This window comes from Leifsonia xyli, from assembly GCA_001647635.1.
Lineage (GTDB): Bacteria > Actinomycetota > Actinomycetes > Actinomycetales > Microbacteriaceae > Leifsonia > Leifsonia xyli_A.
Genome location: CP014761.1, coordinates 2,053,633 through 2,075,627, shown reverse-complemented (window position 1 = coordinate 2,075,627; position 21,995 = coordinate 2,053,633). Strand labels below are relative to the sequence as shown.

Here is a 21,995-nt window from a genome sequence, read left to right as displayed (position 1 = left end):
CCCAGCGTTCACGGTGCTCACGCTACCTGTTCGGCATCGCTCGATAAGCTGGTCAGGTGATCGATCCCGTGCTCCTCCGCGAGAACCCCGATGTCGTCCGCCGCTCGCAGGAGGCGCGCGGCGACTCCGTGCAGCTCGTCGATGAGGCGATCCAGGCCGACATCGAGCGTCGTGCGGCCATCACGGCCTTCGAGGAGCTCCGCGCCGAGCAGAACGCGTTCGGCAAGACCGTCGCCAAGGCGCCGAAGGAGCAGAAGAAGGAGCTCGTCGCGCAGGCCCAGCAGCTGGCCGGGCGCGTCAAGGAGGCGCAGCAGGCCGCGAACGAGGCGGACGCGCGGTTCGAGCAGCTCATCCGCAGCATCGGCAATCCGATCATCGACGGCGTTCCGGCGGGCGGTGAGGACGACTTCGTCGTGCTCAAGACGGTCGGCGACATCCCGCAGTTCGAGTTCGAGGCCCGCGACCACCTGGAGCTCGGCGAGCTCCTCGGTGCGATCGACATGGCCCGCGGCGCCAAGGTCGCGGGCGCCCGCTTCTCGTACCTCCGCGGCATCGGTGCGCGCCTCGAGCTCGCGCTCATGAACATGGCGCTCGACAAGGCCGTGCAGAACGGCTTCATCCCGATGATCACCCCGACGCTGGTGAAGCCCGAGATCATGCAGGGCACCGGCTTCCTGGGCGCGCACGCCGACGAGGTCTACCACCTCGAGAACGACGACCTCTATCTGACCGGGACGAGCGAGGTCGCGCTCGCCGGCTACCACGCCGACGAGATCATCGACGTGGACGCACCGCTCCGCTACGCCGGATGGTCGACCTGCTACCGCCGCGAGGCCGGCTCGGCGGGCAAAGACACCCGCGGCATCATCCGCGTGCACCAGTTCGACAAGCTCGAGATGTTCGTCTACACCCGTCCCGAGGACGCGGAGGCCGAGCACGAGCGGCTGCTCGGCTGGCAGGAGGAGATGATGCAGGCGCTGGGCCTCAGCTACCGCGTCATCGACACCGCTGCCGGCGACCTGGGCTCGAGCGCAGCCCGCAAGTACGACGTGGAGGCGTGGATCCCGACCCAGGGCCGCTACCGCGAACTCACCTCCACCTCGAACTGCACGACGTTCCAGGCCCGCCGCCTCGACATCCGCTACCGCACCGAGAGCGGCAAGACCGCGCCCGTCGCAACCCTCAACGGGACGCTGGCGACGACCCGCTGGCTCGTCGCCATCCTCGAGACGCACCAGCAGGAGGACGGCTCGGTGCGCGTGCCCGAGGCGCTGCGTCCCTGGCTGGGCGGCCTGGAGCTGCTGGAGCCGATCGCCCGGTGAGCTCCGACGACCGCTTGCTGATCGCGCTCGACGTCGACGGCACGCTCATCCACGAGGACGAGACGATCGGCGACGCCGTCCGCGCCGCGGTTGCGCGCGTGCGCGACGCCGGACACGAGGTCATGCTGGCCACCGGCCGCAGCTGGGAGACCGCGCGCCCCATCCACGAGGCTTTCGGGCTCGACAGCGAGTTCGTCGTCTGCGCGAACGGAGCGCTCACGATGAAGCGCGACCGCTCGGTCGAGGGCGGCTATCGGCGCGAGTTCATCGAGGTCTTCGACCCGACGGACGTGCTGCTCACCATGCGACCCCACCTGCCGAGCGGCAGCTTCATGGTGGAGGGGCCGACCGGCTTCCGCCGCTACACCGAGGGCATGACGGACTGGGAGCTCGTGAACGCCGAGCAGGTGCCGTTCGAGGAGCTGCTGCAGCATCCCGCGACCCGCGTCGTCGTGGTCTCGCCCGAGCACGACACCGAGGAGTTCCTGTCGATCGTCGACCGGATGGGCCTCCAGCGGGTCAGCTACTCGATCGGCTGGACGGCATGGCTCGACATCTCGCCCGACGGCGTCAACAAGGCCACGGCGATGGAGCGGGTGCGGCACGCGCTCGACATCCCGCGGTCGCGCGTCGTCGCCGTCGGCGATGGCCGCAACGACCTGGAACTGCTCACCTGGGCGGGTGCCGAGGGGCTGAGCGTGGCGATGGGACAGGCGCCCGACGAGGTGAAGGCGGTCGCCACCCGGTCGACCGGTTCCGTCGTCGAGGACGGACTCGCGCAGGTCCTCGACGCGCTCTGAGACCCTTTCCAGGCTGGCGTGGCATGCTGTGAGACGGCGTGTGCCCATCCCGGGTGCACGCTTGTGAACGTGCGCACAGCCCGTCCGGAAGGAAGTGAATGAGCGAGATGCCCACCCGCGCGCAAGCGCGAGCGCAGGAGAAGACGGCCGGGCCGGCGGTCCGGCACGGTCGACTGAAGCACCACCACCCGCTCAAGGCACTCCTCAAGATCTTCGTCGCAGTCGTCGCCGTCTTCGGCGTCACCGGCGTCTCCCTCGCGGCCTACGCGGCGGTGGATGTGGTGGCCAGCGTCAAGAAGTCGGTCAAGCTCGTCGACGCCAAGGGCAACGAGGTCACTCCGAGCGTCGGCGCGATGAACGGCGCGTTCAACGTCCTGCTCGCCGGCAGCGACTCCGGCGGCGGCAACGCGGCCTACGGTGACCGCGAGGAGAACCTCAACGACGTCACGATGCTGCTGCACGTCTCCGCCGACCACAAGAACGCGACGGTCGTGAGCTTCCCGCGCGACATGTACGTGTCCATCCCGTCCTGCCCCGACCCCAAGGGCGGCAGCTTCGACGCGATGAGCCGCCAGAAGATCAACAACTCCCTCAGCTACGGCGGTCTCGCCTGCACCGTGCTGACGGTCGAGAAGCTGACCGGGCTCGAGATCCCCTACGCGGGCGTCATCCAGTTCGACGGCGTCATCGAGATGTCGAACGCGGTGGGTGGCGTGCCCGTCTGCGTCGCGGGCGACATCACGGACCCGTACACCGGTCTGGATGTGAAGGCCGGCCAGAACACCCTCCAGGGTCAGCAGGCTCTCGCCTTCCTTCGCACCCGTCACGGGGTCGGCGACGGGTCGGACCTCGGCCGCATCAGCAATCAGCAGGTGTTCCTGTCGTCGCTCGTCCGCACGATCAAGAGCGCGGATGTGCTCAACAACCCCGTGAAGCTGTACGGCATCGCGAAAGCCGCCACGAGCAACATCACCCTCTCCGACAGTCTCAACAACCCGACCACCATCGTGTCGATGGCGATGGCGCTGAAGAACATCGACATCAGCAAAGTCGTGTTCGTGCAGTACCCGAACCACTACGACGGCGACGGCGTCTCCCCGACGAAGGATGCCGCGGCCCAGCTCATGGGCGCCCTGCAGAACGACCAGCCCGTCACCCTGACCGGCGACACCGGCGTCGGCTCGGAGTCCGACCCGAACGCGCCCGGTGCGCAGACTCCGGCGACGCAGGCGCCCGCGACCCAGGCGCCGGCAGCCCCCGCGACTCAGGCGCCCGCTACGCAGGCGCCGACCGACGGCTCCACGCAGGCCGCGGGCGACGGCTCCGGAGTCCAGCTGCCGTCCGACGTCCACGGCCAGACCGCGGCGCAGTACACCTGCTCGAAGCCGTTCCAGGACTGAGTCCGCATACGAAGAAGCGCCCCCGTCGTGATGTCGACGGGGGCGCTTTCTCGTGTGGGGACTACGCCTTCTCGATCGTGTATACGACCTTGCCGTCCTTGCCGACCAGCGTGACCTTCCACTTCGAGGTGGTGTAGGTGCTGCCACTCGCCGTGAAGCCGGCATCCGTCAGCTTCTTCGCGGCGTCCGCCTTGGCGTCCTTGCTGCTGGTCTCGATGGTGAGCTCGTACTCGCCCTTCGCCTCGTCACCGGTCGCCTTCGCGCTCGAGTAGTCGTCGAGGTAGGGGATCTCCTCCGGCAGGCCCTCGATCTTGTCGTCGTGGCCCCAGGTGACACCGAGACCGCCTGTCTCCGCCTCGGCAGTGCTGGTGGTCTTGATGTCGGATTCGGTGGTCGAGACGCAGCCGGCGAGCGACCCGGTGGTCAGAGCGGCGAGCAGGATCGCCGGAACGACGACGGCCTTCTTGAAAGACATGGATTTCCTTTGCATGTGTTGGACACTCGGTCACCTATTACGACGACGGCCCCGGCAGGATCGTGACGCGGCCACGGCGAAGCGGCTCCGGTTAGACTCGAGGCGCCGGGTTCCGTCCCGGCGCTCAGGAGGGCTGTCCGAGCGGCCGATGGAGCCAGTCTTGAAAACTGGTGGGCAGAAATGTCTCGTGGGTTCGAATCCCACGCCCTCCGCTTCCGTCCGAGCCTGCCGGGTCGACAAGGTCGTGCGGCGCGGTTACCGTGTCAGCGAACCGTAGATCGCCCGCCGTTCGGCGTGCCCGAGAAGAAGTGGAGTGCCGAGATGACCGGACGCGCTCCCCTGCTCGCGGCCGCGCTCGTGCTCGCTCTGGGCCTCACCGGCTGCGCCGGCGGCGAGTCCTACTCCACGCAGACGGCGTCCCAGCTTCAGCACGCGGTGCTGGATGTCGCAACCTCCTCCGCCGGTGACGACTACGCCGGGGCGCTGGCGAAGCTGACCGCGCTGGAGCAGCTGAACGACGCGGCGGTGAAGAAGGGATCGATCAGCGCGGCCCGTCACGACGCGATCGCCGCATCCATCACGGCGATCCGGGCCGACCTCGGCCGCCTGCAGGACGCGGCGGAGAAGGCTCAGCTGCAGCAGCAGATCCAACAACTCCAGCAGCAGCAGCAACAACAGCAGGAGCAGCCGAAGGGCCCCGACAAGAAGGACGACAAGGGCGGCAAAGGCAAGAAGGGCGGGGGTGACTGACTGTGTCGACCACCGATGAGCTCCCCACCCCTCCCGTCGACGAGTCCGGCCGGGTCATCGCCGACCGCTATCGCCTCGTCGAGCGCGTCGGCCACGGCGGCATGGCCGAGGTGTTCCGCGCGCAGGACCAGGAGCTCGGCCGTGACGTCGCGCTGAAGATCTTCCGCCGCGAGCTCGCCTCCGCGGAGGACCTGCGCCGCCAGGAGGTCGAGGTGCGGCTGCTCGCGAGCCTGTCGCATCCCTCGTTGGTCACCCTGTTCGACGCCACCTCCGACGACGCCGGGCGCGGCGTTCTGGTCCTCGAGTACGTCAAGGGCAGCGATGCGCGCGACCGCATCAAGGACGGACCTCTTCCCGGCCCGGTCGTCGCCGCGATCGGGCTGGACATTGCGAACGCGCTGGCCTACATCCACGGTCAGGGGGTGGTGCACCGCGACATCTCGCCGGCGAACATCCTCCTGCCGGAGTCGCTGTCCACCGGCGTCGCCGCCAAGCTCACCGACCTGGGCATCGCCCGACTGGTCGATGACACGAAGATCACCGCGACCGGCTCGGTGATGGGCACCGCGAGCTACATGAGTCCGGAGCAGGCGCTGGGTCGTCCGCTGACCGGCCGCAGCGACGTGTACTCGCTGGGGCTCGTGCTGCTGGAGTGCCTGACCGGCCGTCGGGAGTTCAGCGGGACGCTGGCGGAGTCCGCAGCGGCTCGGCTCACGCGCGACCCCGCGATGCCGCCTGCGCTCGACCCGCGGTGGAGCGCGCTCCTGGCCGCGATGACGGCGCGGGAGCCGGAACAGCGTCCTTCGGCGGAGACCGTCGTCGCGGAGCTCCGGCCCCTCCTCGATCAGGACGCCTGGATCGCCGACCCCGTGGATCCGGCGGACGTCCCCACCGCCCGGATGGACCCGTCGCCGGAGCCGGCGGTCACCGCCACTGGCTCGACCCTGCTGCTGCCGGCGTCCGAACGAGAGGACGCGTCCGCCACGGTCCCGCTGTCCCCGGTCGCCGTCGAGGGTCCGGTCGCCGACGCACCGGTCGCCGAACCGCCGGCCAGGCGTCCGAGTCGGCGTCGCATCCTCGATCTCGTCCTGGCCGTGGACGCCGTCGTAGCCCTCATCGCGATCGTCCTCGCCGTCGTCACCCTGTCGACGGCCGACCACAGCGTCTCGGATCCCGTGACCACGTATCCACCGGTCGGCGGCACCCTCGGCGATCATCTCAAGCAGCTCGAGGATCAGGTCTCGCGCGACTGGACGCCCTGAGCGGCCACGCGAGTAGGGTCTCAAGCGGGCGCATCGCCGCCATCCCGACCGTTGATCGAGAGGATCCGCATGACCGACAGCCCCGTACCCTCGTTCGAACTGCTCGCCGCGCAGCTGCTGGAGGACCCGGACCTCGACGTCTCGGTAACCGCCACCGGGCTGCACGTGCACGGCAGGCTGTTCGCCTACCTCGACGGCACCGAGCTCGCGCTCGACCTTCCGGCCGAGCGCGCGGAGGACCTCGTCTCTCGCGGGGTGGCCGAGGCGGTCCCGGCCGGGCGCAGCGAGGCGAAGGGCGCCTGGGTGCGCATCGCCGACGCCGAGGACTGGCCCGAGCTCGCCTCCGAGTCGCACCAGTTCGTCGGCGAGCCCGCCGTCGGCCGCGACTCGTGAGCACCCCCGCCGCGCCGGTTCCCGGCTCGCCGGTCCCGGGCTGGTACCCGGACCCGACCGGCACCGGCGGACTCCGCTGGTGGGACGGCGTCCGCTGGACAGAGCACGCCTCGACCGGCGCGTCGCCCTACACGCCGCCGCGCCGTCCCCGCTGCCGGACGGGACGCCCGTCTACACGGTGTGGATCTGGCTGGTCGTCGCGCTGCCGATCATCCCCGTTCTCCTGCAGTTCCTGGTGCAGCCGCAGGTGATGTTCCGCGAGGTCTCCGTCGGCGGCCGGTCGACGCTGAGCGTCGATCCGTTCGCCCTGATCGGCGGCGCGGGCTACTTCCTCGTGGCGGGTCTCGGGTGGCTGGTGACGGCGGCCGTGATCGTGTTCTCGTGGCTGGACTACCGCGAGCTGGTCCGCCGCGGCGTCGAGCGCCCGTTCCACTGGGCCTGGTCGTTCCTGGGCATCGTCTACCCGATCGGTCGCAGCGTCATCGTGCGCGGCGTCGCCGGCGGCCGCGGCCTCGCCCCGCTGTGGGTGGCGATCGCGGTGCAGGTCGTGGCGTTCGTGGTCGCCATGGTGTGGACGATCGTGCTCGTGTCGCAGATCCTGGGAACCGTCTCCCACCAGGTGCCGTACGGAGCCTGAGAGTCCGGTGTCCGGACGCCCCCGCCGCGTCCGTTATGATGGCTGTCGTGCGTCCGCTCGCGGTCGCGCTGGAGACGTCGCATAGTCAGGCCTAGTGCACCACCCTGCTAAGGTGGAGTCCCCGTAAGGGGACCGAGGGTTCAAATCCCTCCGTCTCCGCCGCCCAAAACCCCCGGAATCCCGCTGATTCCGGGGGTTTTTTCTGCCCAGATGTGCCCATCCCCCACAAAAACCCCACAACTGATTTCCTGGCGGCGTCATCGAGGCGTGCCGAAACGTCGTCCAGGTCATCGTCGAAGAGGTCCGCGTAGATATCCAGAGTCATCGCCGCGGAGGCGTGACCGAGCATCCGCTGGATGGCTTTGACGTTGGCGCCGGCCGACACCGCGAGACTCGCGGCCGTGTGTCGGAGATCGTGAAGGGTCATCTGTGGGATGCCGGCGGTAAGGCGCGCGGTCACGAACCAGGATCGCGATGCCGTGCTCACCCGGGTGCGGCGCAGATACTTGCCGTGCTTGTCGGCGAAGACGAGGTCGTCCGGGCCCTTGCCCTCGACCAGCGGACGCAGCGCCGGGTCGAGCAGGTGGGGGAACGGAACCGTGCGGCGCTTGTGCGATTTCGGGGTGCCGACCTCGATCATCCCGTCGACCTCGACGGCGTTCTCGGAGACGCGGATGCGCCGCCGTTGGAAGTCGATGTCCTTCACGCGCAGCGCGACCATCTCGGCCCAGCGCAGGCCGGTGTAGCAGAGCAGGAGGATGATCGGCCCGCGCTCACCAGATGCTGTGGCCAGATCGTGGACTTGCTGGTGGGTGAGGTAGACGTGCTCCTTGGGAACCTTTCGAGGCAGCTTGATCTCGCGGGCAGGGTTTCGTGTGATCCGCCGGTCGCGCACCGCGATGTCAAGGATCCCGGCCAGGACCCCGTGGGCTCGGATCACGACGGTCGGCGAGCTGGCTTTCGACATCGACGCGACCCAGGTCTGCACCTCGCTGTGCCGGATCTCGCCGACGCGACGGTGCGCCCACTTGGGAGCGACGTGCTTACGCCAGGAGCCCTTCAGCGGTTTCAGTGATGAGGGCTTCAGGTTGCTACGCGACGCAAGCCACTCCTCAGCGAGTGCGCCGACTTCAGCCTTGGCCGACGATGGGTCGACCCATTCACCTCGCGATGTCGTGACGGTAGTCGAGGCGAGGAACTGTTCGGCGTCGATCTTCCGCGAGAATCCGGCCTTCTCCCGGGAACGGTGATCCGGGTCGCGATAGCGGACCCGGTAACGCCGGCCGCCCGCTGTCTGGTAGCTCTCGATGCTCCCCATCACTCACGCCGCCTACTAGACCCCTGCGGGCTCGCTCGTGATGCCGGTCAGTCCTGCGCTTGCCAGGAGGCCGCTTACGCGGGCGGCCTCCCGGGTGACGCGGTCGATCCGGTCGTCGATTTCGGCGCTCGAGGCCGAGAGGTCCGGGTCGCCGGATGTCAGGTGTACGTCGCGGACGATGCGGAGTCGGTCAACTTCCCGGCGCAGTGTGCCGAGTTCCCGCAATGACGCCAGGATGTCGATGTCGAACCGTTCGGCGGCGATGCCGGGGACGTAAGAGCTGGCGGGTGTCGCGGAGAGCCAGCAGTCGAACTCGGCGGCTGTCATGCCGTCGAAGTCGTTGCTCAGGTTGGGTAGGTCTAGTTCGTTGTTGGGTCGGCCGATCGGCGCGAGGAGCATGGTCGGCGGTACGCCGAGGGCGCGTGCGATGTTCAGTAGCTGGCTGACGCTGATGTCGGCTTTTCGTCCGGACTCGATGTTCTCCAGGATCGCGGCCGTTACGTTGCCGCCGGGGATCGCTTCGGCCAGGTCACGGGTGGTGCGGAAGCCTCGCTGTCGCCGGGCGAGTTTGATGCGAGCGCCGACGCTGGTTTCCGATCGAAAGTCCGTCATTTCGACAGACTAAACCCGCCAGTCTTGTCAAAGCAACAGACTCACGCTATTGTCACCCTGACAAGCAACTGATCCTTCAGTTGTCGAATCGGAGGCGATCGAAATGACGGGGGACTTCATCCAGCCGGCGGAAGTGACTGAGCTCACTGGCCTCTCCATTGCGGCGCTCGCTCAGCTGCGCCATCGCGGGCAGGGGCCACGGTTCTACAAGCCGACGCCGCGGACGGTGCTGTACAAGCGGGAGGAGGTGATCGCATGGCTGGAAGCGAGCGCGCAGACCGCGACGACGACATACGCGTAGGGCAATCGGCGCCGACGCCGGTTGGCGTCATCCAGGACTTCGTCGACGGCTATCTCGTGCCGGTCGACCCGATGGATGCGCTGCAGTGCGACGGCTGTCAGTAGAACCCGCCGTCCACCCCGGCGTGGCGCGCCAGGCCAACCCCCGTATGGGGGTAGCGTCCGGCACCAAATGGAGCGGCCGATCTTTACCCTCTTCACCGTGGCGCACGACTCACAGACCGAGTCCGGGCGGCGGTGACGCATCGTGGCTGACGCTCCCGAACCGCAGAGCCCGCCTCGCTACTCCATCTCTCGATCCGGGCACGCCGCCCACCTGAATCCCCGGCGTACTCCCGGTTCACCGTCCTCACTCATTCTGTGCTGGCGCGCGCCAAGGCGTGCCGGCGCACCGCACTAACGGGTCCTCAGGCCCGAACCCGATCCTTCACACAAGCCACCTCCGTACAAGGAAGGTAGTGATCTCGTGGCTGAAGGAATCCAACTCCGCACGCGCGCGGATGCTCGACTGACGGAGCTGCTCCGCGAAGTCGACACGTTGCTGCCGTATGTCCGGTTCCAGCTGCGCGGCTGGCCGAACGAGGTCGACGCGGTACTACAGCTGGCTCGCGAGACGGTCTGGCATCGAAGCTCTCGGTACGACCCGGAACGCGGCTCACCGCATGCGTTCGTGTTCGGCATCACCCGCCATGTCGTACTCCGAGAAGTCGAACGGAAGCACGTCGTCATGGACGACGTTCCGAGCGACGTGGAGTCCGATACGGACATCGACCCCCTGGATGCGCTGATCCGCAGGTTCGACGCGCACCGGTGGATGGTGTTGGTCGCCGACTTCGTGGGTCCGTCCGACTGGCAGATCATCAGCGACCTCAGCCTGGCCAACGGCGACGCCGACCGTGTGGCAGACACCCATCAGATCTCCAAACGCGGGCTGCGCTCGGTGCATGACCGGGTGTGTCAGACCGCGCGAACGGTGCTGGCCGCCCTCGCAGCCGCAGACGCCGGACTACCAATTACGGGGTCGGTGATCGTGTCCTGCGTTCCCGACGTTGGTGGCTTTCGGGAGGTCGCGGAGATGATTGGCGAGGACGCGACCACCATCGCCGATACGCTCCACATCCACCCGGGGTCCGCGCGGGCGCGGATCGCGACCGCGAAGCGGTTGCTGATGATCGCCCGTGTTGTACTCGAGCAGGAAGCTGCCGCATGATCAGCGCCAGCGCAGCGGCAGCTCACGCGGTGACGCATCCGAAGACGATCCGGAACCTGCTGATCGTGGCCGCTGTCATCGTCCTCGTCGTCCCGCTGGCCCTGGTCGCGGTGCCGGTCACCCTGGTGCTCGCGATGGGAGCCAACGGGTTCGGCGGTGGCGGGGGAGCGTGCGGCGGTTCCGCTCCCGCCCTGGAGGCAGGCCGGGCGGTCGATGGTTACGGGCCTGAGCAGTTGAAGATCGCTGCGACGATCATCACCGTCGGGCAGCAGATGGGTGTTCCTCCGCACGGGCTGACGCTGGCGCTGATGGTCGCGATTGGCGAGTCCGGACTCCGCAATCTTGACCACGGTGATGCGGTGGACAACACCACGATTGGTGTTTTCCAGCAGGGCGCCAGCTACGGCACTCCGGCGCAACGGATGGACCCGGCCACCGCGGCCGCCGCTTTCTACACGCGGATGCTGCGCGTCCCTGACTGGCAGACCATGGCTCCCACCCTTGTCGCGCACGCGGTGCAGATCAACGCAGACCCGAACCACTACGCCCCGTTCTGGACGCCCGCCGAACGGGTCCTCACGGCCCTGACCGGGGCCAGTGCCACGGAATGTCAGGTCCCTGCAGACGCTCGTGCAGCGGCAGCGGTCCTGGCTGCGGCGATCCAAGCGAACAAGCTCAACTTCCTTGAGACGCGCTATCGGCAGCAGGTTCTCAACATGGCAGACGGCACAGCCAGATCCGACTGCATCATCGACGCGCACATCCTCCAACTGATCGTCGTGGCTGTCCAAGCGTTCCAGCAGGTCGGTATCAGCGACCTGAACCGCAAGTGCACCGGGTCGACGCCCGGCGCCGGCACCGCGTCCGCGCACTGGAAGGGCAAGGCGGTCGACTTCTACGCGATCAATCGGCAGTCGCTGACCGGAGCGGACGCCCTCTCGCTCCAGCTGATCCACGCCCTGGACCCCTACGCCCCGCACGACTCGTCGATCGGTCAAAGCGACTGCCGAGCTCGCGCCCACGTGGTCCTGGGCACGCTGTTGAACATCACCACTGCCTTCCCCGACACCTGCAACCACCAACACATCCAGGTGCCCTGAGTTCGAGATGCGCGCCAAAAAACGTCCCGAACCGGAAGTTCTAAGTGAAGGGCGCACACGAAACCGAGGTGAAGTGAAATGACCAAGAAGCTGATCGCAGTCGCGGCGCTCCTCTCATGCCTAGCCCTGACCAGCTGCGCCACGACAGCCCCAGCCAAGAACCCGTCATTCACCACCGTCGCGCCGGCCAAGCCAACCCCGACCCCGGCTGAAGCTGCGACGCCGGCCGCAGACGGCATCGTCGATACGGTCTACGTACAGGTCTTCCCAGGGAAGACGTTCAAGGCCAAGCACGGCTGCCGCTGCACACTCCCCGATGCGACGCAGGAACTCTTTCCCGCTGGCACACCGGTCATCTTCATGAAGTTCACCATGACCGGCGAGTGGAAGCCCTCGCAAGGCAACCAGACCTATCAGGACGTCACCGGCACCACCCTCAAGGGCACACAGTTCGATGGTCGACCGGAGCCCGCGGTCTTGGACACCGCCGATGGGCCCACCGTCGCCAAGACCAACGGCCTGCCCTGGATGCCGAGCGGGCTCTTCCGCGGCCAGTCCACCTGGACCCTCCCGAACGACAAAGAACGCTCCTTCGCCGCCGCCTGGTATCTGCCAGCAGGAGTCGATCGCCTCCTGCTCACCATGGACGTCCCCTCCGAGGGACAACCGCTGAGACTGACCGTCCCGCTGCCTGCCTCCGCAACCAATTCCGCGAACGCTGGCGGTGAGTGACCTCATGAACCTCGTGCTAACTCTCCTCGGCGTCCTGGGACTCGTCACAGTCACCTTGCTCGGCATCATCGGATCCGGGCTCCTGACCGCGAAGCGGATGGCCGAGACGAACGAACCCGAGTCGAGAACATAACCCACTGGAAGGAAAACCACATCATGAACGCTCTCAACGAAGCACTCGTGATCGTGCACTCCCGCACGATACCCGTGCTGACCGTGAACAACCCGTCGCCGGACTTCTCCGGACCCGGCGTCGGCGCCCTTCAGTCGATTGCGAACGTCGTGTTCGCCATCGTCCTCACCCTCGGTGTGATCGGCGGTCTGATCGCCGCCGGGTTCATCGTCGTCGGCCACATCTCCAGCAACGGACGCGTGCAGAAGATGGGCATCGTCGGCGTCGTCAGCTGCGTCGCAGGTGTCGCCGTCGCCGCCGGAATCGCCGGACTGATCAACTGGGGCCAGTCCCTTCACGTGGCGTGATCACCATGCAGGTACTCGCTGCTCCGCCGGACCCGTTCTCACCGAACTACGGCTGCTTCATCTCGGACTTCGACTGCCAGGCCTCCCAAACCCTCGCCGAATTCATGGGATCCACCATCCGCAACCTCGGCGACTTCATAGCCACCATGATCGCCGGCTCCTTCAACACCAACATCGACCAGAGCAGTTGGGAGATCGCACACTCCCAGTTCCTGTTCTGGGTCGCCGTTACCGCACCGGTGATCCTCATCGTCGCCCTCATCCAGATTGGCATCGCGATGATCCTGCGGGACTGGGCACGCATCGGCCGAACTGCCGCCGGCGCCGCCCTGGCCATCCCGTTCGCCGCCATCTGCGTCTGGGGCATGCAAAAAGCTTCTGGCGTCACCGACGCAGTCACCAGCAGCCTCACCTCAACGGTGCAAGGCGGAGGCCTCAGCCAAGGCCTGCTGCGCGTCGTCGGCATCCTCGACATCACCAAGCAAGCGCCCAACGCGGTAATGCACTACTCCCAATTCACCCAAGGAGGCGCCGTCTTCACTATCGCCGCTCAGGGCGCGCAAGGACCCGGCGCCGTTGGGGAGTACGTGCTCGCTCTGCTCGTGGTCGGGCTGATGATGATCGCCTCGCTCTTCTTGTTCATCGCCATGGCCATCCGCGAGTTCGGGCTCCTCGCCCTCGCAGCGATGGCCCCCGTCGGACTGATGATGATCGGCCAACCCAAGCTCACCGCCTGGGCACAGCGTTGGATGAACCTCACCATCGGACTGCTCATCGCCAAACCCCTCGCTGCCGGCGTCGTCCTCCTCGCCGTCGAACTCACCAAATCCAGCCTCAGCATCGGAGTCATCCTGGTCGCCGCAGGCGCCGTGATCGCCGCCTCGTTTTCCCCGCTGTGGGCCACGAAGCTCGTGTCCTTTGCGGGCGCGGAAGTGGGCACCGCTCTACATCACCGCTTCTCCGTGCGCGACCAGTTCTCGCGCGTCAACACCGCCGCCGCACCTGTTCGCTCCGCGGCGCGCGTCATCAAGGTTGGGAGATAACTCATGACCACCTTCACCGCCGACCAGATCATCACGGATGAGGGCGCGCCACGCGTCCGGTTCGCCGCCCGCGAGCGCCGCGGGATCTTCCTCGGCCTCACCTTCCTCCAGCTTGTCGTCATCGGCGGCGCCGTCGCCGCTCTGCTTGCGACGCTGTTCATCAACCCGAACGCGTTCTGGGTAATGCTTCCGCTGATCTCGTTGATCGTGTTCTTCGCACTCGCCACGTACCGGCGCGAGCCGGTGCTGGTGATCGCTGCCCAGGCGGCCCGGTACGTGTACCGCAGCATCGCCGGTCAAACCGTGTTCCGCCGAGACGTCTGGCTTCGAGTCGCCACCGCGTCGCTGAACGTCGGCCACGCACAGGCTGCCGCGATCACTCCGACCGTGACCTCGAAGTTCCTGCTCCCAGGCGCATTAGGTGATGTACAGGTCGTTCAAATCCCAGGCGCTGGCGCGTTCATTTACAACGCTCACGGCCGGCTCGCTTGCATCACGGTGCGGGTCGGATCCCGTGCGTGGGCGCTCCGTGACAAAGGCACACAGGAAGCGGCCTACGACGGTTTCGTCGAATGGCTCAGCTCACTGGAAAACCTGCCGGGCGTGCGAGAGACCACCATTCGCATTCGAGTGGACAGAGCCTCCTCCAACGAGCTCCGCGACTACCTCATCGCCCGCGAAGGCGAACACGCCCCACAGGTCAGCCCCGAACTTCGACAGCAGTACTGGGACCTGACCCAGGCCGCCTCAAAGCGGTCGATGGGATTCACCAACTACGTCACCCTCACTTTCGACACCGGTGCCCTCAACGGGGCGATCCGCGACGCAGGCAAAGGACTCACCGGACTTGCCGCCGTGCTCAAGGAGCGCGTCGCTGGCATCGAGACCTCGATGGAGCACGCCCGCCTCACACCGGCCGGGTGGCTGACCTCCGACGATCTCGACAAGCTGCTCGCGCTTTCCGCGGACCCCGTCTCGGCCGCGACCCGGCGCGAGCAGGACGCCACGCTCGTGCCGCAGCCCGCGCCTCCCGTGATGGGTATCGACGAGGGCTGGGACGTGATGTGCGTGGATGAGTCCTGGCACCAGACCTTCTGGGTCGCCGAGTGGCCCCGCACGGACGTCCGCACCGGGTTCCTCGAACCCCTCCTCTACGCCGGAGACGCGACCCGGGTGATCACCCTTCAGATCCGGCCGGTGGCCACACACAAGGCGCTGGCCCAGCTGAACCGTGCCCAGTCCGACATGGAAACCGCCGCGACAATCCGGATGAAGCTGTCTTCCCGGGTCCCGCTGACCCACCTGCGCGAGGAGGAGGACCTCGCGGTCCGCGAGCGCGACCTCGTCGACGGCTTCGGCGACGTGCAATACCGCGGGTTTGTCACCATCTCCGCCGAATCGAAAGACGCACTAGCGAAGGCGCGGACGGACATCGAGCAGGCTTCCCACCCAGCACGGCTCGTGCTGGCGTCCATGTCGGGGCAGCAAGCCGCCGGGTTTGTCACCGGCGCTCTGCCGGTGCCGCTGGAAGGGGAGTGACTCCGATGAAGCCGAACACGGTCATCGGCCGCATCCCCGCGAACGAGAAGCCAGGGGCCAACGACCGCCATCGCCGGAGCAGCGACGTGGACAAGAACTCGTCGTGGAAGATCCCGTCCGCGGAACTGCCGGCGTCGAAGATGCCGGCGTGGGGGTGGAAGCAGCCGCATAACCTGCGTGGCCCGCTGCGCGCCACCCCACCCGCACACCGCTGCAGCTCGAAGGTGCTCGGCGGCGCGTACCCATTCCTGGCCGAAACCGGTGACATCCTCACTGGGGCGTACATCGGGGAGAATCTGCTGTCTCGGGCGCCGTTCTGTTTCGATCCGTGGGATGCGTATTCCGCCGAAGCTGTCCGCTCGCACTCGGTGGCGATCCTCGGGGTGAAAGGCACCGGCAAGTCCATGCTCGCCAAGTCCTGGTCGTCCCGGCTGGCGCGGCTCGGCAGGAAGATCGCGGTCCCGCACGACCCGAATGGAGAGTGGGTGCGCGTGGCTGCCTACGTTGGCGGCACCTTTATCTCCGTGGGCCCCGGCAAAGCCGCCCGCATCAATCTCCTGGATGAAGGACCGCGCGACGCTTCCTTCTCGGATGAGGACTGGAACCAGAATGTGCTCCAGTACCGGCGTGCGACAGTGAAGACGATCATCCGTCGGCTCCGCGAGGGTGGGAACCTGGAGCCGGTCGAGCACACCGCGCTCGATGTGGCCCTCGATGCGCTGCGCGGCCAGTCGACTGTAACAATCACCCACGTCTACGACCGGCTCGTTGACTCAAACGAAGGTCTGGCGGTGGAAGTGGCCGACGCCGGCCACCGGCTCGCGCATTCACTTCGCCGCATGGTGTCAGGCGACCTCACCGGATTCTTCGACGGGCCTTCCACGGTCCGTTTTGATGCGGACGCCCCGATGATGGTCGTCGACACCTCCGCGCTGAAGGGTGCATCGCCCGAAGCGCAGGCTTTGGCCCGGCTGGCGACGGCGAACTGGATCCGGCGCGCCAGCCTCGGCGCGAACCGGCAGGCCCGCGTCATTATCCATGAAGAGGCCGCCGTCGAGCTCCTCAATGATGTTTCCGGCGGTGACGGACTCGCCGAACGTGTCGAGGACGAGAAGGTCGCCCGGCACCTGGGCACCTCCAATTGGTACCTCCTGCACCGGGTCGCGGACCTCGACGCGCTCGGCGACCGCAACAGCGCCCTTCACTCTCGCGCACTCGGACTTCTCGCCGACTGCGAGACCCGCATCTCCTATGCGCAGCATTCGGGAGAGATCGCCCGGTCTCGGGAGATTCTGGGTTGGAACGACACCCAGGCCGACCTCGTCCGCAAACTGCACAAAGGCGAGGGGCTGTGGCAGATCGGCCAAGACCGGGTCGCGAAGGTCCGCAACATCTGTACCGACTATGAGCTCGGCGTCTTCCGCACCGACACCATGGGCGGTGAGCGAGCATGAGAAACGACCACTCCTCCTGGACCCACCTCGCTCTCTACTGTCTCTTCGCGGTCGTCGTCGCCGGGGCGCTGACGACCGGGATCGCCAGCGCCATCGTCACCGTGGCCTGTGGAGGTGGTGGTCAGCCTGACAGCGTGTTCGCTGGCCTCCAGCTCGCCATGAGTGGCGACCAGAGTGGTTTCGCTCTGCAGCCCGAATGCACCGCGCCGGTCGCCCTGATCCGGGTACTGGACATCATCGCCGTGCTTCTCCTTCTCGGCGCCGTCGCGGCAAGCGCGGTCTGGTGGCTTCGGTACCGGCAATCGGACCGGCACTTCATCCACGAGCTCCGCGGCCGCGACGGACTCGCCAAGCCCAGCGAAGTCCGCAGGCACACCTCAGCCCGAACCGCTCTGCGCCGCGCCAAGACCTTGCGACCGTCGGTGGCCCACCCGGAGCCCTCCGCGGCCGGGTGGAAGGTCGGCAGCGCCCATGGCCAAGATGTGTACGTCTCGATCGAGGACTCGATCGTCGTCGAAGGGGCACCCCGCTCCGGGAAGGGATATCGCTTCATTATCAACGCCATCCTCGACTGGGACGGCCCTCTGATCACCACCTCCACCCGCAACGACAACCTCTCCGCCACCATGCGCGAACGTGCCCGGATCGGCGACGTGACAGTGTTCGACCCGCAGGAGCTCACCGGCGTCCGCTCGGCTTTGCGGATCTCACCGGTCACCGGATGCGAGGACCCGCTCATCGCGGATCAGCGAGGGCAAGCCATCGTCGCCGGCACCGCACTCGGTACGTCGAAGACCAACCAGGAATGGGCGCAGGTCTCTTCCTCCGTGCTGTCCCGCCTACTCCATGCGGCTGCCGTGTCCGGCCGAGGAATCGACGCGCTCGCCCGATGGGGATCGAACCCGCGGCTCGCTCTGGAAGCGGTCGGTGTACTTGCCAACCAGGGCACGCCGGGCTGGTCCGAGGACTTGGATGCGATCATCAACGGCGACGAGAAACTCCTCGCCAACTCCTGGTTCGGCGTCTTCGGCGCGCTCCGCCCACTGTCCATCCCAGCGATTCGAAAGGCGATGACGCCAGGTCCGGGGGAGCAGTTCGACCTCGACGCTTTCCTCGCCGGATCCAACAGCCTCTACCTCGTCGGCACCGGCGCTGGTGCCGGTTCCGTCGGCGGGTTCCTTGGCGCGATCCTCGACGACATCGTCGAGACCGCCCGCCGCAAAGCCCTCGCCTCACCCGGCTCCCGCCTCGACCTCCCACTCGCGCTAATCCTGGACGAGATCGCCAACATGTTCTCCTGGCCAGCTCTCCCTCGGATCATGGCCGACGGTGGCGGCATCGGCATTTCCACCGTGGTCGTGCTCCAGGCGCTCTCGCAGGCCGAGACCGCGTGGTCACGGTCGGAGGCCGACACGATCTGGTCCGCGGCCACCGCGAAGCTCCTCCTCGGCGGCGCGTCCGACGTCGACCACCTGCGCGACATCGAATCCCTCCTCGGGCTGCGCCGCATCCGCAACACCGGGCACTCGTACAACGACACCGGATCCTCCACCAACGTGCAGAACGAAAAGGTTCCGGTGATGACGATCGACGAGATCCGCCGCATGCCCGAAACCATCGGCCTCCTCGCCTACCGCAACCGTCGCGGCATTCTCCTCGACCTCCGCGGCTGGACCGACCGCGACGACGCCCACCAGGTGAGCGCCGGGAAGAACCTCACCGAGCTCGACCAGCAGGTCGTGTTCGCAGAGCAGTACCAAGCCGCTCTCGATCGACGCACCTCAGCGGGAAAGGGAAGCTGATGTCCAACCGTCGACGCCCCGCCCGAGACAACAGCTACCGCACCTCCTACCTGCACTCCGTCGCCTGGTTCGCCCGCCGCGACCGGTGGTTCACGGACGAGCAGCTCCGCAACGGGGATGCGCGATGTGCGCTCTGTCTCGGCGCTGGCGACTCCCGCCCCCTCGAGCTGCACCACCTCGACTACCGCGGCGTCACCCAAACCCCGCACGGCTGGACCGCTCACGAACAACACCAGGATCTGATCGCGCTGCACCCGCGCTGCCACGAATACGTCCACCAGCTCATCGACCGCGACCGGGTGTTCTCCGGCTTCGTCTCCCGCCGCACCGCCTCCCTCCAGGCCATCGCCCGGCTTCAAGCCAAGATTGCCCACTACATCGAAGCGTCGCTGGACCAGCAGTGACCGACGACACCCCGCTCGACGACCTCGTCGCCTCCCTCGCCGAGCGATGGGACGAACAGGCGCCCCGGCAAAGTCCCGGCATGCTGGGCATTCGCGTCATCAACTGGCGCACCCTCGCCGACGCTGACGCTCCCGAGGTCTGGACCGACTTGCGAGGCTGGGTGGTGTGGTTCACCCACCGGTACAACCTCCCCACCCGGAAGATCCCGCCCTGCTGGCACAAACACGGCGCCCTTGTGGAAGAGCTCTCCGCCCTCCACACCGCATGGCTCGTGTCCTACGACAGTCTGGACGCTGGCTACGGCCCAATCGGCTGGCACGAACGTCTCGCCGTCGCTATCCCGCGCCTGGCGACTTGGTACAACGGCGAATGCCACGACGGCCACACGCAGCTCCCGCAAACCGGCGACGCCGCTGTCCCTACCGACTGGGCGGACTGGATCGGCCAGAGCAACGCCGGCTCCTGAGCGAGCCCCGCGTTGCGCGCCGTTTGAGCGCATTTTCCGTCCTCGAACCGAAAGTTCTAAGTGAAAGCGACCCGAGCAGCGGGCGCAGATCGAAAGGAAGAGAACGATGAGCACACGAGTCCCGATCAGCATCGAAGGCAACCTGGTTGCCGACCCCGACTTCGGCGAATCCCAGAACGGCACCAAGTTCGCCAAGTTCACCGTCGCGGTCACCGACCGCAAGCAGGTCGATGGCAAGTGGGTCGACGGCGACACTCAGTACCACCGCACCACCGTCTTCGGCCGCACCGCCGAGAACGTCCGCGCCAGCCTGGCCAAAGGCGACACCGTCATCGTCAACGGCAACCTCGAGTTCCGCCACTGGACCGACCAGGCCACCGGAGAACCCCGAGCCGCCACCGAGGTCGTGGGGGACAGTGTCGGCCCCTCCCTCCGCTACACCACCGCGGAGGTTAGCCGTCGCACCCCAAAAGTTGACGGCCCGGACGCATCCGCGACTGGGCCTGCCCCATCGCCAGCGACCCCGATGCAAGCCGCCGTTGAGCGATAGCGTGCACAAAAAGATCTGTAGGACGACGAGGGCCTCACACCTAGGTGGGGTCCTCCTCGTCTGATCGGACAAGCTAGAGTCCCCCTAGCGATCGAATGTCGCCACCGTCTGACAATGTTGCACCTGTGGAACGGATCATCGAACAGTTCATGTGGGGACATCAAGACATCTTTTGCTCGAGTGTTCGCGGACTTGCGGCGCGTTGCCTCTCAGAGCTTGGTGCTGAAGTCGCCCCGGTCGCGATCCTGGTCGGCTTTCATGAGGATGGTCCGATGAGCTTGCCGATCTGCGTTGAAATCTCCGGTGAATTGGCTGGCATCGAGCCCGCGCTGTTCGCGGACGTCGAAGACGCTGCTGCCGCGGCGTGCGACGAGCATCCGGACCGGAATCGCTTCTTTGGCGATGCCGCATCATCAGAACGGTTCTCTCGTGGTTTGCTGGAGCGCTGCCGTCGCGAAACTCTTGAGATGCGACTCAACGCGCTTGAGCCCGAGTTGAACCGGCGTTTCGTCGCAGGGGCACCGGCGAAGGTTGAGGGCTATCGTGTTTATCCCGTCCTCGGCGTCATAGCTAACAGGTGGGAGAACTATCCTGCGCTCAGCAATCCTCAGGCCGACGGTGACATTGAGGTGGTGCTATCGGTGCAGGCAGCCGTCGTAGATGAGATTCTCTCGGTGACCACAGATCTAATGTCTCACCAGGAGCCACCTGGCCGAGACTTCATCATTCGGCAGGGCATGGACCTGCTTCGTCGAGCGCTGTCGGACTTCATCCGGCGTCTAGTGTTCGTGCATGGCAACTGGGAGGGAATGGAGCTCGTCGATGCTCTCAACGACCTCGCGGCTCAGCCTTACGAGGGTCGAACTGGCATTGGAACCATCCTCCTTTGTAAGCCCGACGATCCTCACATCGAGGTGGAGATCGGACTAGTCAACGGCGTGGATCCGAAGCGAACCCGCTCCTTCCGCAAGGCGTTGGAAATGACGGGCCCGAACCTCGCTCTGTTGACGGACGGAGCCAGCGTCTTTGGTTTGGGCAGAATGAGCTCCACTTACGATCTCCAGCTCGAAGCCATATATTCCATTCGCGTGGTCGGTCGCGGCTCTTGGGAACTGCACCACGGCGCGACTGCGCTTGTCCGGGTAGACAACGGCAACCCCTCGCTCCCGCGTCCGAGGATCGACAAGGCGAAATTCGTAGACACTGTGGATCGGATTTTCGGTGCCTCGAGCGATTCGGAGATGCTGTGGGAACTGACAACTGCTGCGACTCGCCAGCAACACGGCACGATGGTCGTGGTGCATCGCGACGCGAGTGGCGAGGCAGCGAGACTGGCTCCTCAGGCTCTCGCCGTCGACCCTGTATACCTCGATAGTTCGAGCCTCGAAGCGGTTACGTCAATCGACGGCGCAGTCTTAGTCGATCCGGCGGCCAAGTGTCACGCCGTAGGCGTAATTCTTGATGGAGTCGCCGTCACTGGTCTAGGCGACCAGGCGCGAGGAGCACGCTACAACTCTGCGGTGCGCTACCACCAGGGATCTGAGTCGGGAGCCTGTCTCATTGTCATTGTCAGCGAGGACGGGATGATCAACCTCATTCCGGACCTCCGCCGAAGGGTGGCGCGCGACGAGGTCGAACGTGCAGTCACTGCGCTCGTTGAGAGTTCGACGGCTAGGCCGCTCGACTTCAAGCGAGCATCGTCGAAGTCGAAGCATGTTGAGTCCCTTGCGTTCTACCTCAGCGACGAACAGTGCGCACGGGTGAACGAAGCTCGCCTTCGTATCGAGGATGAACGTGAGCGTCTTGCGCTTGCGAGCAAAGCCCCGTCGATTACTCGGGTCGGGTTTGCGAAGGTTTCGCCCAATCCGGAAATGAACGATAGCTACTTCCTTGAAGCGGCCATGCGGCGGTAAACCGAGTGGTTAGCAGGAGAGGTAGAGCGGCG

The 21,995-nt window shown here is 66.5% G+C and carries 22 protein-coding genes, 2 tRNA genes and 1 pseudogene; 22 read left to right on the top strand and 3 right to left on the bottom strand.

All coding sequences use genetic code 11. The annotated features are described in order from the left end of the window. Window positions 1–56 precede the first annotated feature (56 nt). The 3 genes from A0130_10140 (at window position 57) to A0130_10130 (ending at window position 3,522) form a co-directional block, all read left to right on the top strand. Window positions 57–1,322, top strand: a complete 1,266-nt coding sequence (locus A0130_10140; protein ID ANF31981.1) for a serine--tRNA ligase — start codon at window positions 57–59, stop codon at window positions 1,320–1,322. Further along, a complete protein-coding gene (locus A0130_10135) occupies window positions 1,319–2,122 on the top strand; it encodes a haloacid dehalogenase (protein ANF31980.1) in 804 nt (267 codons plus the stop codon). Before A0130_10140 ends, A0130_10135 begins: the two co-directional genes overlap by 4 nt. Before the next feature lie 98 nt (window positions 2,123–2,220). Beyond that, window positions 2,221–3,522: a hypothetical protein gene (locus tag A0130_10130; GenBank protein ANF31979.1), complete on the top strand. Its 1,302-nt coding sequence runs from the start codon at window positions 2,221–2,223 to the stop codon at window positions 3,520–3,522. A gap of 61 nt (window positions 3,523–3,583) precedes the next feature. Here the strand turns inward: A0130_10130 and A0130_10125 are convergent, their stop codons facing one another. Then, a complete protein-coding gene (locus tag A0130_10125) occupies window positions 3,584–3,997 on the bottom strand; it encodes a hypothetical protein (protein ID ANF31978.1) in 414 nt (137 codons plus the stop codon). Window positions 3,998–4,124: 127 nt separating this feature from the next. On the opposite strand from A0130_10125, the gene A0130_10120 reads away from it, so the two are divergent. The 6 genes from A0130_10120 to A0130_10095 all read left to right on the top strand — a co-directional run bounded on the left by A0130_10120 (window position 4,125) and on the right by A0130_10095 (window position 7,201). Beyond that, window positions 4,125–4,209, top strand: a tRNA-Ser gene (locus A0130_10120). A gap of 109 nt (window positions 4,210–4,318) precedes the next feature. Continuing rightward, window positions 4,319–4,747 carry a hypothetical protein gene (locus A0130_10115; GenBank protein ANF31977.1) on the top strand — a complete coding sequence of 143 codons (429 nt, stop codon included), beginning with the start codon at window positions 4,319–4,321 and terminating at the stop codon, window positions 4,745–4,747. Window positions 4,748–4,749: 2 nt separating this feature from the next. Beyond that, entirely contained in the window at window positions 4,750–6,009 is a 1,260-nt protein-coding gene (locus tag A0130_10110; protein ID ANF31976.1) for a hypothetical protein, read from the top strand. 69 nt (window positions 6,010–6,078) lie between these two features. After that, on the top strand, window positions 6,079–6,402 hold the full coding sequence (locus A0130_10105) for a hypothetical protein (GenBank protein ID ANF31975.1): 324 nt from the start codon (window positions 6,079–6,081) through the stop codon (window positions 6,400–6,402). Between the two features lie 79 nt (window positions 6,403–6,481). Continuing rightward, the gene (locus A0130_10100; protein ANF31974.1) at window positions 6,482–7,039 is read left to right on the top strand and encodes a hypothetical protein; all 558 of its coding nucleotides are present in this window, start codon (window positions 6,482–6,484) and stop codon (window positions 7,037–7,039) included. A gap of 70 nt (window positions 7,040–7,109) precedes the next feature. Then, window positions 7,110–7,201: transfer RNA gene (locus tag A0130_10095), tRNA-Ser, on the top strand. Window positions 7,202–7,277: 76 nt separating this feature from the next. On the opposite strand, the pseudogene A0130_10090 reads toward A0130_10095, so the two are convergent. Further along, window positions 7,278–8,357, bottom strand: a pseudogene (locus A0130_10090) (integrase). 15 nt (window positions 8,358–8,372) lie between these two features. Next, on the bottom strand, window positions 8,373–8,969 hold the full coding sequence (locus A0130_10085; protein ID ANF31973.1) for a hypothetical protein: 597 nt from the start codon (window positions 8,967–8,969) through the stop codon (window positions 8,373–8,375). A 103-nt stretch (window positions 8,970–9,072) separates the two neighbouring features. Here A0130_10085 and A0130_10080 point away from each other — a divergent pair, with 103 nt between their 5' ends. The 13 genes from A0130_10080 (at window position 9,073) to A0130_10020 (ending at window position 21,963) form a co-directional block, all read left to right on the top strand. Then, window positions 9,073–9,270: a hypothetical protein gene (locus A0130_10080; protein ID ANF31972.1), complete on the top strand. Its 198-nt coding sequence runs from the start codon at window positions 9,073–9,075 to the stop codon at window positions 9,268–9,270. 465 nt (window positions 9,271–9,735) lie between these two features. Next, complete coding sequence (locus tag A0130_10075; protein ID ANF31971.1) at window positions 9,736–10,479, top strand: hypothetical protein; 744 nt, start codon at window positions 9,736–9,738, stop codon at window positions 10,477–10,479. Continuing rightward, window positions 10,476–11,579 (top strand): hypothetical protein, encoded by a 1,104-nt coding sequence (locus A0130_10070; protein ID ANF31970.1) that lies wholly within the window; start codon window positions 10,476–10,478, stop codon window positions 11,577–11,579. The genes A0130_10075 and A0130_10070 overlap by 4 nt, the downstream gene beginning before the upstream one ends. A gap of 78 nt (window positions 11,580–11,657) precedes the next feature. Then, entirely contained in the window at window positions 11,658–12,311 is a 654-nt protein-coding gene (locus A0130_10065; protein ANF31969.1) for a hypothetical protein, read from the top strand. A gap of 156 nt (window positions 12,312–12,467) precedes the next feature. After that, window positions 12,468–12,791: a hypothetical protein gene (locus A0130_10060; GenBank protein ID ANF31968.1), complete on the top strand. Its 324-nt coding sequence runs from the start codon at window positions 12,468–12,470 to the stop codon at window positions 12,789–12,791. Beyond that, entirely contained in the window at window positions 12,788–13,834 is a 1,047-nt protein-coding gene (locus tag A0130_10055) for a hypothetical protein (protein ANF31967.1), read from the top strand. The genes A0130_10060 and A0130_10055 overlap by 4 nt, the downstream gene beginning before the upstream one ends. A gap of 3 nt (window positions 13,835–13,837) precedes the next feature. Then, on the top strand, window positions 13,838–15,373 hold the full coding sequence (locus A0130_10050; GenBank protein ANF31966.1) for a hypothetical protein: 1,536 nt from the start codon (window positions 13,838–13,840) through the stop codon (window positions 15,371–15,373). A 5-nt stretch (window positions 15,374–15,378) separates the two neighbouring features. After that, the gene (locus A0130_10045) at window positions 15,379–16,827 is read left to right on the top strand and encodes a hypothetical protein (GenBank protein ID ANF31965.1); all 1,449 of its coding nucleotides are present in this window, start codon (window positions 15,379–15,381) and stop codon (window positions 16,825–16,827) included. A 158-nt stretch (window positions 16,828–16,985) separates the two neighbouring features. Beyond that, window positions 16,986–18,629: a hypothetical protein gene (locus tag A0130_10040; protein ANF33388.1), complete on the top strand. Its 1,644-nt coding sequence runs from the start codon at window positions 16,986–16,988 to the stop codon at window positions 18,627–18,629. After that, the gene (locus tag A0130_10035) at window positions 18,629–19,033 is read left to right on the top strand and encodes a hypothetical protein (GenBank protein ID ANF31964.1); all 405 of its coding nucleotides are present in this window, start codon (window positions 18,629–18,631) and stop codon (window positions 19,031–19,033) included. Before A0130_10040 ends, A0130_10035 begins: the two co-directional genes overlap by 1 nt. Continuing rightward, window positions 19,030–19,500 carry a hypothetical protein gene (locus tag A0130_10030; GenBank protein ANF31963.1) on the top strand — a complete coding sequence of 157 codons (471 nt, stop codon included), beginning with the start codon at window positions 19,030–19,032 and terminating at the stop codon, window positions 19,498–19,500. Before A0130_10035 ends, A0130_10030 begins: the two co-directional genes overlap by 4 nt. Before the next feature lie 106 nt (window positions 19,501–19,606). After that, a complete protein-coding gene (locus tag A0130_10025) occupies window positions 19,607–20,050 on the top strand; it encodes a hypothetical protein (protein ID ANF31962.1) in 444 nt (147 codons plus the stop codon). A gap of 467 nt (window positions 20,051–20,517) precedes the next feature. Then, window positions 20,518–21,963, top strand: a complete 1,446-nt coding sequence (locus A0130_10020; protein ID ANF31961.1) for a hypothetical protein — start codon at window positions 20,518–20,520, stop codon at window positions 21,961–21,963. Window positions 21,964–21,995: the final 32 nt, after the last annotated feature.

What these genes read in the sequence shown, in the direction of transcription:
- A0130_10130 (ANF31979.1), top strand. Translation starts at nt 2,221, where the DNA reads ATGAGCGAGATGCCCACCCGCGCGCAAGCGCGAGCGCAGGAGAAGACG.
- A0130_10125 (ANF31978.1), bottom strand. Translation starts at nt 3,997, where the DNA reads ATGTCTTTCAAGAAGGCCGTCGTCGTTCCGGCGATCCTGCTCGCCGCT.
- A0130_10115 (ANF31977.1), top strand. Translation starts at nt 4,319, where the DNA reads ATGACCGGACGCGCTCCCCTGCTCGCGGCCGCGCTCGTGCTCGCTCTG.
- A0130_10105 (ANF31975.1), top strand. Translation starts at nt 6,079, where the DNA reads ATGACCGACAGCCCCGTACCCTCGTTCGAACTGCTCGCCGCGCAGCTG.
- A0130_10085 (ANF31973.1), bottom strand. Translation starts at nt 8,969, where the DNA reads ATGACGGACTTTCGATCGGAAACCAGCGTCGGCGCTCGCATCAAACTC.
- A0130_10080 (ANF31972.1), top strand. Translation starts at nt 9,073, where the DNA reads ATGACGGGGGACTTCATCCAGCCGGCGGAAGTGACTGAGCTCACTGGC.
- A0130_10070 (ANF31970.1), top strand. Translation starts at nt 10,476, where the DNA reads ATGATCAGCGCCAGCGCAGCGGCAGCTCACGCGGTGACGCATCCGAAG.
- A0130_10065 (ANF31969.1), top strand. Translation starts at nt 11,658, where the DNA reads ATGACCAAGAAGCTGATCGCAGTCGCGGCGCTCCTCTCATGCCTAGCC.
- A0130_10060 (ANF31968.1), top strand. Translation starts at nt 12,468, where the DNA reads ATGAACGCTCTCAACGAAGCACTCGTGATCGTGCACTCCCGCACGATA.
- A0130_10050 (ANF31966.1), top strand. Translation starts at nt 13,838, where the DNA reads ATGACCACCTTCACCGCCGACCAGATCATCACGGATGAGGGCGCGCCA.
- A0130_10045 (ANF31965.1), top strand. Translation starts at nt 15,379, where the DNA reads ATGAAGCCGAACACGGTCATCGGCCGCATCCCCGCGAACGAGAAGCCA.
- A0130_10040 (ANF33388.1), top strand. Translation starts at nt 16,986, where the DNA reads ATGAGTGGCGACCAGAGTGGTTTCGCTCTGCAGCCCGAATGCACCGCG.
- A0130_10035 (ANF31964.1), top strand. Translation starts at nt 18,629, where the DNA reads ATGTCCAACCGTCGACGCCCCGCCCGAGACAACAGCTACCGCACCTCC.
- A0130_10025 (ANF31962.1), top strand. Translation starts at nt 19,607, where the DNA reads ATGAGCACACGAGTCCCGATCAGCATCGAAGGCAACCTGGTTGCCGAC.
- A0130_10020 (ANF31961.1), top strand. Translation starts at nt 20,518, where the DNA reads ATGCGACTCAACGCGCTTGAGCCCGAGTTGAACCGGCGTTTCGTCGCA.